The following is a 14,692-nucleotide window of genomic DNA, read 5'->3' on the forward strand; positions in this document are numbered from 1 at the left end:
GATACAGAACGTGGCCGGATCCGGAAGATCCCCCTCAGCCGTAGCGTCATGCGGTGGCGGGGCGGGCATCAACGGGTTGCGCGGGGACCGTGAGCCGTGAGCAGCAGGAGGGACACGACAGCGTGACCGAGGGGGCCGGCGTGCACGCCGGGCAGGACGTGCCGGAGGATCTGACCGCCGCCGAGGCGGGCATGTGGGAGGCCTTCCGCAACGGCAGTGTGTACGACCTGAGCAGCGGCGAGGCGGTCGTCGACGATCCGCACGGGGGCCATCCGTGGGGCGAGGAACGCACGGTGCGGGCGCGGATCGTGGCCTGGCTGCTGCTGGCGGGGCCGACCGCGCTCGCGGGCCGGGTGTCCTCGCTGAAACTGACCGGCGTGCGGATCAGCGGCACGCTCGACCTGGCGGGCGGCACGGTGGAGCCGTACGTCGAGCTGGAACGCTGCCGGTTCGAGCGGGACGTGCTGCTTCCGGAGGCGCGGGTGACGACGCTGCGGATGGTGGACTGCTCGGTGCCCCGGCTGGAGGCGGCCCGGCTCCAGACGGAGGGCGATCTGCATCTGCCGCGCTGCCGCTTCCACAACGGGGTGCGGCTCACCGACGCGCACATAGGCACCGATCTGCTGCTCAACCAGGCGATCGTCTACCGCGACCGCACCGGGCGCTCGATCGCCGCCGACGGTCTGACCGTCGGCCAGGACCTCCAGGCCGAGTTGCTGGAGTCGCACGGTGAGCTGCGGCTGCGCAGCGCCAAGATCGGCGTGTCGCTGAGTCTGCGCGGGGCCCGGCTGACGAACCCGTACACCCGGTTCGCGCTGAACGCGCCGCAGCTGACCGTGGAGCGCTCGGTCTATCTGACGCCGGCGGGCGTGGGCGGCACGGCGCTCAGCGGGACGACCCCCGCGCGCGGGACGCGCGTCCAGCGCTTCGAGTGCCGGGGCGGGGTGCGGCTGGACGACGGGCGGTTCGGGGACGCCGTCGACCTGGAGCGGGCCCGTTTCGACCTCACCGACGAGCAGGAGCTGTCGCTGCGCCGGGTGCAGACGCCCGAACTGCGTTTCCTGGGGGAGAAGCCGCAGCGGGGCAAAGTGGTGCTGTCGGGGGCGCGGGTGGTCAACCTGGTGGACCGCGCGGCCGCCTGGCCGGGCCCGGGGCGTCTGCACATGGGCGGCTTCGCTTACGAGAATCTGGTGCCGCAGGGTCCGTTTCCGCTGGCCGAGCGGCTGGAGTGGGTGGCGGCGGCGACCGCCGAGTACCAGCCGGAGCCGTACGAGCGGCTGGCGGCGGTGCTGCGGGCCGGCGGTGAGGACGAGGACGCGCGCGAGGTGCTGCTGGCCAAGCAGCGCAGGCGGCGCGAGACGCTTCCGCCGGCGGCGAAGCTGTGGGGGTACGTGCAGGACTGGGCCGTCGCCTACGGGTACCGGCCGGGCCGGGCCGCGGTGTGGATGGCGGTGCTGTGGGCCGCGGGTTCGCTCGCGTTCGCGCACGCCGACCATCCGCCGGTGAACCCGCAGGGGCACCCGCCGTACAACCCTGCTCTGTTCACCCTGGATCTGCTGCTGCCGGTGATCGACCTCGGCCAGACCGGTCAGTGGCGTCTGAACGGCGGCTGGCAGTGGCTCCAGGCGGCGATGATCCTGCTGGGCTGGATCCTGGCCACGACGGTGGCGGCGGGGGCGACACGGCTGCTCCGGCGCGGTTGACCCCGCCCTGGCCTGCGGCGTCACCACCGGGGCGCAGTTTTACCTTCCCTTGACCCGAGGTCGTACAACTTTCTAGAGGTTGCCGTCGCCCTCTGGCGCATCCAGCAGTCGCGGCTTTTCAATAGCGAAACCATGGCTCTGCTGCCCCCCTTCATCCGTGCCCCCCGGACGGTCGCGTCCCGGCGCGCGCGAACCCTCGCCCCCCACCTCCTCGCAGGGCTCCCCGCCGACGACGAGGTGCTCCTCGACGCGCCCGACGACCGTCTCGGACCCGCGCTGGTCGCGGCCGGGCTCGGCACGTACGAGGCCGCCGCCGCGCTCCTGGCCGACACCCGCGACCGGGCCGACTGGGAGTACCGCGACCGCTACGCGACCCGCCTCGCGTCCTTCGCGTGCTCGCGCCCCGAATGGTTCGAGGAGTGGCGTGCCGCCGCGCCGCGCGACCCCGACGTCCTGCTCGTGGCCGCCCAGCTCGCGGTGACCCGCGCCTGGCCGTCGCCGGCCCGCACCGAGCTGCTGCGCGAGGTGAGCCCGCTGATCACGGCGGCCGCGCAGGCCGACGTCCGCGACCCGGTGCCGTGGCGGATCGCGCTGGACCACGCGCGCGGCACCCGCGCCGGCCACAAGTACTTCGGCGAGCTGTGGGAGGCCGCCGTGCGGCGCGCCCCGCACCACTACGGCTGCCATGTGGCCGCCAAGCGCTATCTCGCCGAGTCCTGGCACGGCTCGCACCGCGAGTGCTTCGACTTCGCCGACCGGGCCGCGCAGGACGCCCCCGCGCACTCGCTCCTCCAGGCGATGCCGGTCCGCGCGGCCTTCGCGTACCTGACCGACGGCTGTGGTCCCGAGGTGCCGCGCGCCCGGCTCGACGACGCCGCGGACCGGGCCGCCGTCCTGTCGGCGCGCTTCCCCGCCGCCGACCCGTGGACGGCCGAGATCCGCAACCTCCTGACGTATGTCCTGGTCCGCCTCGGCCGACGCGACGACGCCCTCGCCCAGCTGCGCCTGATCGGCCCGTACGCCACGTCCTTCCCCTGGGGCCGGCTGTCGGACGACCCGCTGGGACACTTCCTCGCGGTGCGCGAGGGCGTGATCGCGGGACCCTCCGGGCAGCCGTCGGGGCATCCACTCGGTGGGCACGGGGAACACGCGCGCCCCCGGGACCACTAGGCTTCTGCGCCGTGACCACCGTCCGGCTGCCGCTCTTTCCCCTGAACTCGGTGCTGTTCCCGGGGCTAGTCCTTCCGCTCAACGTCTTCGAGGAGCGCTATCGCGCCCTGATGCGCGACTTGTTGAAGACGCCCGAGGAGGAACCGCGCCGCTTCGCCGTCGTCGCCATTCGCGACGGCCACGAAGTGGCGCCCAGCTCCCCCGGCATGCCCGACCCGACGGCCACCCCCCAGCGGGGGCCCGCGGCCGGCTTCGGCGAGGACCCGGCGCGGGCGTTCCACGGCGTGGGCTGCGTGGCCGACGCGGCGACGATCCGGGAGCGGGCCGACGGCACCTTCGAGGTGCTGGCGACCGGGACGACCCGGGCGCGGCTGGTGTCGGTGGAGGCGTCGGGGGCGTTCCTGACGGCGGAGCTGGAGGAGCTGCCGGAGGAGCAGGGCGACGAGGCGGGCACGCTCGCGGAGGGCGTGCTGCGGGCCTTCCGCCAGTACCAGAAGCGGCTGGCGGGAGCACGTGAGCGTTCGCTGGCCACGGGCACGGACCTCCCGGACGAGCCGTCGGTGGTGTCGTACCTGGTGGCCGCCGCGATGATGCTGGACACCCCGGCCAAGCAGCGGCTGCTCCAGGCCCCGGACACAGCCTCCCGGCTGCGCGACGAGCTGGAGCTGCTGCGCGCGGAGACGGCGATCCTGCGCAGCCTGCCCTCGCTGCCCGCCGCCGAGCTGACACGCGCGCCGACGAGCCTGAACTGACGGACGGAAAGGCAGGCATGGCGAAGAAGGCCAAGAAGACCCAGCAGGCCGGCGGCACACCCGCCACGGTGGCCCTGACGGCCGCGGGCGTGGACTTCACGGTCCACTCCTACGACCACGATCCGGCCCACCCCTCCTACGGCGAGGAGGCGGCCGAGGCGATGGGCGTCTCACCCGACCGGGTCTTCAAGACCCTCGTCGCGGACGTCGACGGCGCGCTGACCGTCGCGGTGGTCCCCGTAGCGGGCTCGCTGGATCTGAAGGCGCTCGCCTCGGCGGTCGGCGGCAAGCGCGCGGCCATGGCGGACCCGGCGCTCGCTGAGCGCACCACGGGCTATGTGCGCGGCGGGATCTCGCCCCTGGGCCAGCGCAAGCGGCTGCCCACGGTGCTCGACGACTCGGCGAAGGCCCACGCCACCGTGTGCGTCTCGGCGGGCCGGCGGGGCCTGGAGGTCGAGCTGTCCCCCACCGCGCTCGCCGAACTCACCGATGCGGTGCTGGCGCCGATCGGCCGCACGTGACCGAAGCGGGGCCCCGGCGGCGGGGCTGAGCGCTACTCGGCCGGCTGGGCGGGACCGCCGTCGGGGGTCTTCGGGGGCGGCGCCTGGGGGTACGGCTCGGGGTCACGGGGACCGAACAGGGCGGTGAGGGCCAGGTGGACCAGGAGTGCGGCCACCGGCCAGGCCAGCCAGGCACCCTTCGCGGTGAGCTTCAGCGGGCCGGAGAACGTCTTCCCCTGGCCCGCCGCCTTCGCGGACGCGATGACGTCCTGGGCCGGGCCCAGCCATATCCCGAGCCGCCACGCCACGAGCGAGGCGAGGAAGCCTCCGACGGCCAGCGCGACGACCAGCGGCACGCCGCCACGCCGCCGCCACAGGAAGACCGCGAGCGCGCTCAGCGCGCCGCAGGCCAGCGCCAGCAGCGTGAACGTCCCGTCCGCGCCCGCGGCCTGTTCGCCCTCGGCGTCGGCCGGGTAGACCACCCAGCGGCCGTCCAGCACGCCGCCGACCAGAGGCAGCCGCGGCGCGAGCCACACCCACAGCAGTCCGAGGACCAGGCCGGCGACCGTGACCGCGACGGTGACCACGGCGGCTTCCCGCAGCTCGGTCTTCATGCCCGGCCCGTCCTGCCCGTACGAGGCGGGGGCCGCCGCGCCCGGATACCCCGGGTGTGCGCCCGGCGGGGGCCAGGCCTCGTGCGCGGACGGGTCGTGCGGAGGCGGAGGGGGAGTCAGCGGTGCGGTCACCCTGACATCGTGCCAGGCGACCCGGTGGGGCGCGTCATCGGACGGCGGCCCGACGGTACGCCCAGGTCGCGACGGCCAGCGAGACGACGCCGACAGCGGCGCACACCGCGAGGTCGCCGATGACGAAGGCCCAGTCGGGGCTCGTCCGGAAGGTCCGCGCGAAGGCCTCGACGCCGTAGGTGGAGGGCAGCAGGTCACGGGCGAAACGGACCGCTTCCGGCATGCGGTCGGGCGGCAGCACGCCGAGCAGCAGCGCCGCGGACATGCCGAGCTGGCCGAGCACGGTGGCCAGCTCGGGCCGGGGCGCGAGCAGCCCGAAGGCCGCGCCGAGCCCGGACAGCGCGGCGCCCGCGAGCGGGATCACCAGCGCCAGCACCCACAGGTGGGCCACCGGCAGCCCGAACAGCGCGCAGCCGAAGAGGGCCGTCACCAGCGTCCCCGGGACGGTGAAGGACGCGTACGCGCCCGCCGCGCCCAGGACGACCGCCGCGGGCGGCACCGGGAGCGTCGCGTAGTGGTCCAGGCCCCCGCTCGCCCGCAGCTGGCCGAAGTACTGCGCGAGCAGGTTCAGCGCCACGAAGGCGACGACGAGGACCGCCGAGCCGGCGACCACGGCCTGCGCCTCGCGCCCGCCGTCGACGACCCCGCGCATCATGATCAGGATGCCGACGGACTGGAAGGTGGCCACGAACAGCAGCGGGATGCGCGCCACGCGCGCGCGGGACAGCTGCGCCCGGTAGACGGCCGCGAGCGACGGCCACAGCCGGGCCCGCGGGCCGAGCTCGGCCGCCTCCCAGGCCGGCTGCCCGTCCACGGCGAGGACGCCGTTCGGCAGAACCTCTGCGGGTACGACACTCACGTCGCGCTGCTCTCCCTCTCGAAAGTCCACTCCGTCAGTCGTCCTGTTCGGTACGGATGTCGTGACTGTCGTGCTCAACCCGGTCGCCGTGGCGCCGGTGCCGGCGGCCTGTGCGCTCACACCCTCACCAGCCCTTGGCGGGCGGCCCCGCCCAGCGCCAGGTAGACGTCCTCCAGGCTCGGCGTGGCGAGGGTGAAGTCGTCCAGGGCAGCGAAGGCGGCCCCGCCGGTGACGGTGGCGACGATCGCGCGGGCCTCCTCGGGGGCCAGCCGCAGCGTCCAGCGGCGCCCGGCCTCCAGCGCCCGCTCGCGCAGCGCGGCGACCTCGGGCACGTCCAGCGGGGGCCGCTCCCGCCACACCAGTTCCACCCGCACCTCGCCGGCGACGCGTTCCTTCAGCCCGGACGGCGTGTCGCAGGCGATGACGCGGCCCCGGTCGAGGACGGCGACCCGGTCCAGGACGGTCTCGGCCTCGATGACGTTGTGGGTGACGAGCAGGACGGTGGTCCCACGCTCGGCGCGCCGCCGGTCCACCGCGGACCACACGGCGCGCCGGGCTACGGGGTCCATGCCGGTGGTCGGCTCGTCCAGCACCAGCAGGGGCCGCTCCCCCACCAGGGCGGTCGCGAAACAGGCCAGCCGGCGCTGTCCGCCGGAGAGTTTGCGCAGCGGCCGTCCGGCGAGCGGGGTGAGCCCGAGTTCGTCGAGGACGTCGTCGCGCTCGCGGCGGGCCTGCCCCACGTCGAGACCGCGCAGGCGTCCGGTGGTCTCGGCGGCGAGGGAGACGGTGAGGTCGTCGAGCGCGGTGGACTCCTGGCCCAGGTAGGCGAGGAGGCGGGCGGCCCGCTCGGGGTGGCGCACGATGTCGTGGCCGAGGATCTCCACGCTGCCCGTATCGGGGCGCATCAGCCCGGTGACCTGGCGGACGAGGGTGGACTTGCCGGCTCCGTTCGGCCCGAGCAGCCCGAAGATCTCGCCGCGCCGGACCTCCAGCCGTACGTCGTCGGTGGCGCGGACCTCCGGCGTGGCGGGGGATCCGCGCCGCCCGCGCACCGCCGAGTAGGTCTTGGTCAGGTCGCGCACGGCACACACGACCTCATGCCGGTGCCGAGGTGCCGATGCCGCGCGCGTACTCACAAGGGACGAGACTACGGGGTCCGCACCCCCCACTCCCCCTCGGGGGCATCCAGCCACCCCCTCCGGGGCATTCCCCCACCCCCGCACGACACCCAACGGGTCAGGTCACCCCGTGCTCCCCGGAGTCGGCGCCGCGCCGGGACCGGCCCGCGCCGGCGCACCACGCCACTCAGCCGGCTCCCTGCCATCCGCTGCGGCCGCCGCCCGGCGTTCAACCCACCCCGCACAACTCCCGACGAGCCGGGTCGCCCGTGCGCGGTGCGTCGTTCAGTCGGTGGCCGGGGTTCGTTCTGCTGCGGTGCGGATGTCGACCTCTCTCCAGAAGCCCGCACGGATGGCGTAGCGGTCGTGTTCGTCGATCTGGTCGTCCTTGTGGGCGAGCAGGCCGAAGCGGGCCGCGTAGCGCAGGAGTTCGCCGTCGACGCGGTGGGGGATGCGCGGGTACATGCCGGACAGCTTCTGCAGATGGCTCTGGTCGCCGAGGCGGTCCGTCCAGCGCCGGGCGAAGACCTGCCCGACCTCGAAGGGGTCGCCGCCGACGGTGGTGATGTCCTCCTCGCGGTCGGCCCACCGCTGCTCGGCCGTGGTGAGCTGGGCGAGCGTCGGCATGGAGGAGGCCTCGGCGGGTTCGGCGGCGACGCCGGGCCGGTCGACCCAGCCCTTGTCGGAGGACCAGCGCAGGGTCGCCGTCGGGGGGTGCTGGACGGTCTGGGCGCCGGGGGCGCGCAGTGCGGCGAGGTCCTTGGGGGTGGGAACGCCCTTCGGCGTGGGGAGGCGTTCCTGCGTGCCGTTGCCGGAGGCCGGGGGCGCGGGCGCGCGCTCGCCCTCCTCGGGGGGCCGCTCGCCGGCGGGGGCGAGGCCGGAGTCGGGCAGCGGCGCGGAGAGGATCGCGGCGATCTCGGGCCGGGGCGCGGGCGGGGGCGCGCAGACGCCGCCGTGGTCCTTGGCGCGGACGGCCTTGGTGATCCACGTACGGTCCAGCACACGCCGCTCGTCGGCCTCGGCGACCAGGTCCTCGGACTGGTTGTAGTCGCCGTCGGCGGCCTGGACGGCCCACAGGTGGACGGCGACTCCGTGCTCCTTGGCGGCCATCATGCCGGGCAGCAGATCGCCGTCCCCGGTGACCAGCACGACGTCGGAGCAGGCGCGGTTGCGGGCCAGTTCGGTCAGCTCGGCGTGCATGGCGGCGTCGACGCCCTTCTGTGCCCAACGGCCGTCGCTGCGGGTCAGGGCGCCCAGGCGGACGGTGACCCGGGGCATCACGCGCAGCCGGCGGTGCTCGGGCTGCGGGACGCGGTCGGGAGCGCCGTCGAACCAGTAGATGCGCAGGAGGGGGCGTTCCGTGTCGGACTCGGCCTGTTCGCGCAGTCCCTGAATGAGCGCGGAGTGGTCGACGGTGATGCGGGACCGCGAAGGCTCCCCGGCGAGGAGACTCGCGGCGGCCCCCAGCAGATACCCGGCGTCCACCAGGACGATGCAGCGGTCCACACGACTCACCCTCTTTCCGGGAGGTTTGCTTCGGGCTTGCTTCGAGTCTGCCCGACGGCGCAGGGGTTAACGGCCCGAACTCGATCTTCGGCGTGGCGTTTCGGGGCGGGACGCTCCGACCGAGCCTGTCACAGACGGTAATTATCCGACATGCGGTGTAAGTCGAGCTATGTGAATCTGGTCGCGGCCCTGGCCCCAACCCTCGAAGGAGGCAGATCCCCATGGCCAAGAACAAGAACCGTGAGCGTAAGCAGCCCCAGTCCCAGCGCGGTCGGCAGGAGGCCCAGCAGCCCTCCCTGGAGACGCAGAGCGAACCGCACCTCGCGCAGCCGACACCCGGCGACTCGGCGCACAAGGGCCGGCAGAAGCGTTTCGGCCACAACTGACGCCTTCACACACCGAGGGGCGCATCCGTTGCCGGATGCGCCCCTCGGTGTGTCAGCGCGACCGCGCCGCGGTCAGCCGGCCAGGCAGGACGGGCCGAGCAGCACCTTCAGGTCGCCGAAGAGCGCCGGGTCGGGCTTGACCCGGTGCCGGTCCAGGCGCAGCACCGTCGTCTTGGTGGGTCCCTGGAGCTTGATGCGGACCTCGCTGTCGCCCTTGTGGTGGCTGAGGATCTCGCCGAGGCGGCTGACCATCGGCGGGGTGACCTTCACCGCCGGGATGGTGAGCACCACGGGCGCGTTGGTGCCCGCGTTGGACAGGTCGGGGACCTGGAGCTCCATCGCGACCAGCCGCGGCACGTCCTCCCGCTTGTCGAGGCGCCCCTTGACGAAGACGACGGCGTCCTCGACGAGTTGGGTCGACACGAGCTGGTAGGTGGCGGGGAAGAACATGCACTCGATGGAGCCCGCGAGGTCCTCGACGGTGGCGATCGCCCAGGCGTTGCCCTGCTTGGTCATCTTGCGCTGGAGACCGGAGATGATGCCGCCGATGGTGACGACCGCACCGTCGCCGAAGTCGCCGCCGGTGAGCTGGGAGATGCCCGCGTCGGCCTTGTCGGACAGCACGTGCTCCAGGCCGAACAGCGGGTGGTCGGAGACGTACAGGCCGAGCATCTCGCGCTCCTGCGCGAGCAGGTACGTCTTGTCCCACTCGTCGTCGGTGAACTGCACGTCGAGGCCGAAGCCGGGCTCGTCGCTCTGCTCCTCGCCCATGCCGCCGAAGAGGTCGAACTGCCCCTCGGCCTCCTTGCGCTTGACCGCGACCACGTTGTCGATCATCGGTTCGTACTGCGCGGTGAGGCCCTTGCGGGTGTGCCCCATCGTGTCGAAGGCGCCGGCCTTGATCAGCGACTCCGTGGTGCGCTTGTTGCAGACGACCGCCTCGACCTTGTCGAGGTAGTCGGGGAAGGAGCTGTACTTCCCCTTCGCCTTGCGGCACTTGATGATCGACTCGACGACGTTGGTGCCGACGTTGCGCACGGCGGAGAGGCCGAAGAGGATCACGTCGTCGCCCTGGGCGGCGAAGTTGGACATGGACTCGTTGACGTTCGGCGGGAGCACCTTGATGCGCATGCGGCGGCACTCGTTGAGGTAGATCGCGGACTTGTCCTTGTCGTCCTTGACCGAGGTGAGCAGCGCCGCCATGTACTCGGCGGGGTAGTTCGCCTTCAGGTAGGCGGTCCAGTACGAGACCAGGCCGTACGCGGCGGAGTGCGCCTTGTTGAACGCGTAGCCGGCGAACGGGACCAGCACGTCCCACAGCGCCTGGATGGCCTCGTCGCTGTAGCCCTTCTCGCGGGCGCCCTTCTGGAAGAGGACGAAGTTCTTCGCCAGTTCCTCGGGCTTCTTCTTGCCCATGACTCGGCGGAGGATGTCGGCCTCGCCGAGCGAGTAGCCGGCGATGATCTGGGCGGCCTTCTGCACCTGCTCCTGGTAGACGATCAGGCCGTAGGTGACGTCCAGGACCTCCCGGAGGGGCTCCTCCAGCTCGGGGTGGATCGGGGTGATCTCCTGGAGCTTGTTCTTGCGCAGCGCGTAGTTGGTGTGCGAGTCCATGCCCATCGGGCCCGGACGGTAGAGCGCGGAGACGGCGGAGATGTCCTCGAAGTTGTCGGGCTTCATCAGCCGCAGCAGCGAACGCATGGGGCCGCCGTCGAACTGGAAGACGCCTAGGGTGTCGCCACGCTGGAGCAGTTCGAAGGTCTTGGGGTCGTCGAGCGGGAGGCTCAGCAGCTCCAGGTCGACGCCCTTGTTGGACTTCACCATCTTGACGGCGTCGTCCATGATCGTGAGGTTGCGCAGGCCGAGGAAGTCCATCTTCAGCAGGCCGAGCGACTCACAGCTCGGGTAGTCCCACTGGGTGATGGTCACGCCGTCGGTGTGCCTCACCCACACGGGGACGTGCTCGGTGATGGTCTCGCTGGACATGATCACGCCGGCGGCGTGGACGCCCATCTGCCGGACCAGGCCCTCGACGCCCTTGGCGGTGTCGATGACCTTCTTCACGTCCGGCTCGTTCTCGTACATCGAGCGGATCTCGCCCGCCTCGCTGTAGCGGGGGTGCGAGGGGTCGGTGATGCCGTTGAGGTCGATGCCCTTGCCGAGGACGTCCGCGGGCATCGCCTTGGTGAGGCGGTCGCCCATCGCGTACGGGTAGCCCAGCACGCGCGCGGAGTCCTTGATGGCGTTCTTGGCCTTGATCTTGCCGTAGGTGCCGATCATGGCGACCTTGTCGGCGCCGTACTTCTCGGTCACGTACCGGATCACCTCGACGCGCCGGCGCTCGTCGAAGTCGATGTCGACATCGGGCATGGAGACGCGCTCGGGGTTGAGGAAGCGCTCGAAGATCAGACCGTGCGGGATCGGGTCGAGGTCGGTGATGCCCATGGCGTAGGCGACGATCGAGCCGGCGGCGGAGCCTCGGCCGGGGCCGACCGCGATGCCGTTGTTCTTGGCCCACATGATGAAGTCCGCGACGACGAGGAAGTACCCCGGGAACCCCATCTGGATGATGACGTCCATCTCGTACTCGACCTGCTTCTGGCGGTCCTCGGGGATGCCGCCGGGGAAGCGGCGCTCCATGCCGCGGCGGACCTCCTCCTTGAACCAGGTGACCTCGGTGTAGCCCTCCGGGATGTCGAACTTGGGCATGAGGTTCTTGGCCTCGAACATCCCGGAGGTGTCGATCTGCTCGGCCACCAGGAGCGTGTTGCGGCAGCCCTCCTGCCAGGCGTCCGAGGAGTCGATGGCGTACATCTCCTCCGTGGACTTCAGGTAGTAGCCGGTGCCGTCGAACCGGAAGCGGTCGGGGTCGGAGAGGTTCTTGCCGGTCTGGATGCACAGCAGCGCGTCGTGCGCCCCCGCCTCGTGCGCGTACGTGTAGTGCGAGTCGTTGGTGACCAGCGGCGGGATGCCGAGCTTCTTGCCGATCTCCAGCAGACCGTCGCGGACCCGGTGCTCGATCTCGATGCCGTGATCCATCAACTCCAGGAAGTAGCGGTCCTTGCCGAAGATGTCCTGGTACTCGGCGGCCGACTTCAGCGCCTCGTCGAACTGGCCGAGGCGCAGCCGGGTCTGGAGCTCCCCCGAGGGGCAGCCGGTGGAGGCGATGAGGCCCTCCGACCACTGGGAGATGGTCTCCTTGTCCATGCGGGGCCACTTCTGCAGCCAGCCCTCGGCGTAGGCGTCCGAGGAGAGCCGGAAGAGGTTGTGCAGGCCCGTCACGTCGGCCGCCCAGATCGTTTTGTGCGTGTAACCGCCCGAACCCGACACGTCGTCGCGCTTCTGGTGCGGCTGGCCCCACTGGATCTTGCGCTTGTTACGGCGCGACTCGGGCGCGACATAGGCCTCGATGCCGATGATCGGGGTGACCCCGGCCTTCTTCGCGGAATGGAAGAAGTCGTACGCCCCGTGCAGGTTGCCGTGGTCGGACATCGCGATGTGGGTCATGCCCATCTCGTTGCACGCTTCGAACATGTCCTTGAGCCGCGCGGCACCGTCCAGCAGCGAGTACTGGGTGTGGACGTGCAGGTGCGTGAACGGCGGCTTTGACACGGCTCGGCCTCCAGGCGGAAAACTCGGCAGGGGGGACAGCGTCGAAGTCTATGCCTCGGCGGTGACACTCCGGCGGCTCGCCCGCGTACCTTCTCAGCGGGTCGCGGGCACTTCCGCGCGCGGCCGCACGTTGCCGGACGACAGAGACGCTGTCGTCCATGTCATGCACCAGGAGGCACCCCGCGATGTCGGTTCCGCAGCTCAACGACGAGCCTCGCGGCGAGGAGATCCTCGCCGTCTTCGACACCGCCTTCGGCGCGCTCCTGGCCGCCGACCCGGCCGCGTTCCGCGTGAAGTTCCGGAAGATGGCCGCGTCGGCCTTCGCCTTCTACCGGGGCACGGCCTGCCTCTTCTACCACGACCTGGAGCGGGAGAACCCCGGGCGTGGCGCCGGCCGGGAGTTCACCGGTCCGTACCTGGACGAGCGCACCTCGCGCGTGTGGATCCACGGCGATCTGCACGCGGAGAACTTCGGCACCTACATGGACTCCCAGGGCCGTCTGATCTTCAACGTCAACGACTTCGACGAGGCGTACGTCGGCCCGTTCACCTGGGACCTGAAGCGGTTCTCCGCCTCCATCGCGCTCATCGGGTACGCGAAGGCGCTCTCGGACGAGCAGATCACCGAACTGGTGGAGGTGTACGCGGACGCGTACCGCGAGCGCGTGCACGCGCTGGCCGGCGGCGCCAAGCGCGACGAGGTGCCCCCGTTCACACTGGACACGGCCGACGGCCCGCTGCTCGGCGCGCTGCGGGTGGCGCGCTCCCTGACCCGCTTCGGGCTGCTCGAATCGATGACCGAGATCCGCGACTTCGAGCGCCGCTTCGCGCCCGGCGGCGGCGCCATCGAGCTGGACGCGGCCACGCGCTACAAGGTGCTGGCGGCCTTCGACGGCTATCTGGAGACGCTGCCGGAAACGTCCCTGGCCCGCCCGGACTCCTACCGGGTGAAGGACGTCGTGGGCCGCCGGGGCATCGGCATCGGCTCGGCGGGCCTGCCGTCGTACAACATCCTGCTGGAGGGTCACAGCGACGCCCTGGAGAACGACGTCGTGATCTACATCAAGCAGGCCCAGACCCCGGCGGTCTCCCGTCATGTCACCGATCCGGCCATCCGCGACTACTTCCAGCACGAGGGCCACCGCACGGTGATCTCCCAGCGCGCCCTGCAGGCGCACGCGGACCCGTGGCTGGGCTGGACCGAGCTGGACGGGGCGGGCCAGCTGGTCGCCGAGGTCTCGCCGTACGCGGTGGACCTCGACTGGGGCGACATCGACGACCCGGAGGAGATCGCGGCCGTCGTCGCCGACCTGGGCCGGGCCACGGCCACGATGCACGCGGCGGCGGACGACACCTCCGGCGAGTCGCTGGTGCCGTTCTCCACCGAGCGGGCGATCGACGCGGCCATCGCGGCCGACGAGGACGGCTTCGCGCCGCTCCTGGTCGACTTCGCGCACGCGTACGGCGCACGCGCGCGTGCGGACCACCAGATCTTCGTCGACCTGTTCCGCAACGGCCGGATCCCCGGGCTGTGACGGAAGTCCTGTCGCGTCCATAACGAATAGGGCTCCGCCGGGGACCCTTTAGCGGTCCCTTACCGCACCGCGTGACACACTTTCCAGCGCCATGGACATATCCGGGACCCGACTCAGAGCCGTACGCGCGGCGCTGTTCACGGCCTTCGTCGTGACGCTCAGCACCGCGTCGCACGTCCTGCTGTCCCGGGTCCCGCTGCCGCTCAACACGGTGGCCGCCGTCGCGGCCGCCGTGTTCGCCCTGGCCTACGCCCTCGCCGGCCGCGAGCGCGGCTTCGGGCGGATCGCCGCGCTGCTGATCCCGCTGGAGCTGGCGGCGGACACGGTGTTCACCACCGGCCAGCACGTCTGCTACGGCCGGGCGGGCGGCCCCGTCGCCGGCCCGCTGGCCTCCGTCGGCTGGGACGTGCTGTGCGGCGACGGCACCCGCGTCGGCGCACCGCTGGCCCAGGTCGCCGGCGCCGACCCCGACAGGCTGGGCGGGGTGCTCGCGCACGCCGACCCGGCCACCGCCTGGCTGCTTCTCGGCGCCCATGTCGTCGTCGGTTCCGTCGCCGCCGCCTATCTGCGCCGGGGCGAGCGGGCGCTGGCCCAGTTGCTGCGGGCGGCCGCCGCGACGACGTTCCGGCCGCTGCTGCTGGCCGTCTCCGCCGTGACCGCACGACGTGCCCCGGCGGCCCGCCGCCTGCCGCGGCCCGCGCACCGTGCGGCCACCGCCCGCGAGCGGATCCTCGTGCACTCCCTGGGACTCCGCGGCCCACCGCGCCGGGCCGCCCTCGTCTGAGCACGACCACGTCCCCCCTAC

12 protein-coding genes are annotated in these 14,692 nt (G+C 72.1%); 7 read left to right on the top strand and 5 right to left on the bottom strand.

Annotated elements, in window-relative coordinates; genetic code table 11:
* Positions 1–122: 122 nt before the first annotated feature.
* From ACIOC0_RS26400 to ybaK, 4 genes are all read left to right on the top strand, one after another.
* Complete coding sequence (locus ACIOC0_RS26400) at positions 123–1,703, top strand: oxidoreductase (RefSeq protein ID WP_402158041.1); 1,581 nt, start codon at positions 123–125, stop codon at positions 1,701–1,703.
* A 132-nt stretch (positions 1,704–1,835) separates the two neighbouring features.
* Entirely contained in the window at positions 1,836–2,873 is a 1,038-nt protein-coding gene (locus ACIOC0_RS26405; protein WP_402158043.1) for a hypothetical protein, read from the top strand.
* A gap of 11 nt (positions 2,874–2,884) precedes the next feature.
* Complete coding sequence (locus ACIOC0_RS26410; RefSeq protein ID WP_351093151.1) at positions 2,885–3,625, top strand: LON peptidase substrate-binding domain-containing protein; 741 nt, start codon at positions 2,885–2,887, stop codon at positions 3,623–3,625.
* A gap of 17 nt (positions 3,626–3,642) precedes the next feature.
* Complete coding sequence (gene ybaK / locus ACIOC0_RS26415; protein ID WP_402158044.1) at positions 3,643–4,146, top strand: Cys-tRNA(Pro) deacylase; 504 nt, start codon at positions 3,643–3,645, stop codon at positions 4,144–4,146.
* Between the two features lie 32 nt (positions 4,147–4,178).
* Here the strand turns inward: ybaK and ACIOC0_RS26420 are convergent, their stop codons facing one another.
* The 4 genes from ACIOC0_RS26420 to ACIOC0_RS26435 all read right to left on the bottom strand — a co-directional run bounded on the left by ACIOC0_RS26420 (position 4,179) and on the right by ACIOC0_RS26435 (position 8,354).
* Complete coding sequence (locus ACIOC0_RS26420) at positions 4,179–4,871, bottom strand: AAA family ATPase (protein ID WP_402158046.1); 693 nt, start codon at positions 4,869–4,871, stop codon at positions 4,179–4,181.
* Positions 4,872–4,905: 34 nt separating this feature from the next.
* Complete coding sequence (locus tag ACIOC0_RS26425; protein ID WP_402158047.1) at positions 4,906–5,730, bottom strand: ABC transporter permease; 825 nt, start codon at positions 5,728–5,730, stop codon at positions 4,906–4,908.
* 116 nt (positions 5,731–5,846) lie between these two features.
* Positions 5,847–6,821, bottom strand: a complete 975-nt coding sequence (locus ACIOC0_RS26430; protein WP_402158048.1) for an ABC transporter ATP-binding protein — start codon at positions 6,819–6,821, stop codon at positions 5,847–5,849.
* Between the two features lie 312 nt (positions 6,822–7,133).
* The gene (locus tag ACIOC0_RS26435) at positions 7,134–8,354 is read right to left on the bottom strand and encodes an NYN domain-containing protein (protein ID WP_402158049.1); all 1,221 of its coding nucleotides are present in this window, start codon (positions 8,352–8,354) and stop codon (positions 7,134–7,136) included.
* 221 nt (positions 8,355–8,575) lie between these two features.
* Here ACIOC0_RS26435 and ACIOC0_RS26440 point away from each other — a divergent pair, with 221 nt between their 5' ends.
* Complete coding sequence (locus tag ACIOC0_RS26440) at positions 8,576–8,740, top strand: hypothetical protein (RefSeq protein WP_165430298.1); 165 nt, start codon at positions 8,576–8,578, stop codon at positions 8,738–8,740.
* A 72-nt stretch (positions 8,741–8,812) separates the two neighbouring features.
* On the opposite strand, the gene dnaE is transcribed toward ACIOC0_RS26440, so the two are convergent.
* Positions 8,813–12,352, bottom strand: coding sequence for a DNA polymerase III subunit alpha (gene dnaE / locus ACIOC0_RS26445; protein ID WP_402158051.1), 3,540 nt, complete (start codon positions 12,350–12,352; stop codon positions 8,813–8,815).
* A 185-nt stretch (positions 12,353–12,537) separates the two neighbouring features.
* Here dnaE and ACIOC0_RS26450 point away from each other — a divergent pair, with 185 nt between their 5' ends.
* On the top strand, positions 12,538–13,887 hold the full coding sequence (locus ACIOC0_RS26450) for a DUF2252 domain-containing protein (protein WP_402158052.1): 1,350 nt from the start codon (positions 12,538–12,540) through the stop codon (positions 13,885–13,887).
* 91 nt (positions 13,888–13,978) lie between these two features.
* On the top strand, positions 13,979–14,671 hold the full coding sequence (locus ACIOC0_RS26455; RefSeq protein ID WP_402158053.1) for a hypothetical protein: 693 nt from the start codon (positions 13,979–13,981) through the stop codon (positions 14,669–14,671).
* Positions 14,672–14,692 lie beyond the last annotated feature (21 nt).

This window comes from Streptomyces sp. NPDC088254 (assembly GCF_044740925.1).
Lineage (GTDB): Bacteria > Actinomycetota > Actinomycetes > Streptomycetales > Streptomycetaceae > Streptomyces.

Coding starts and splice junctions, on each gene's coding strand:
- ACIOC0_RS26405 (WP_402158043.1), top strand. CDS start 1,836: ATGGCTCTGCTGCCCCCCTTCATCCGTGCCCCCCGGACGGTCGCGTCC.
- ybaK (WP_402158044.1), top strand. CDS start 3,643: ATGGCGAAGAAGGCCAAGAAGACCCAGCAGGCCGGCGGCACACCCGCC.
- ACIOC0_RS26440 (WP_165430298.1), top strand. CDS start 8,576: ATGGCCAAGAACAAGAACCGTGAGCGTAAGCAGCCCCAGTCCCAGCGC.
- ACIOC0_RS26450 (WP_402158052.1), top strand. CDS start 12,538: ATGTCGGTTCCGCAGCTCAACGACGAGCCTCGCGGCGAGGAGATCCTC.
- ACIOC0_RS26455 (WP_402158053.1), top strand. CDS start 13,979: ATGGACATATCCGGGACCCGACTCAGAGCCGTACGCGCGGCGCTGTTC.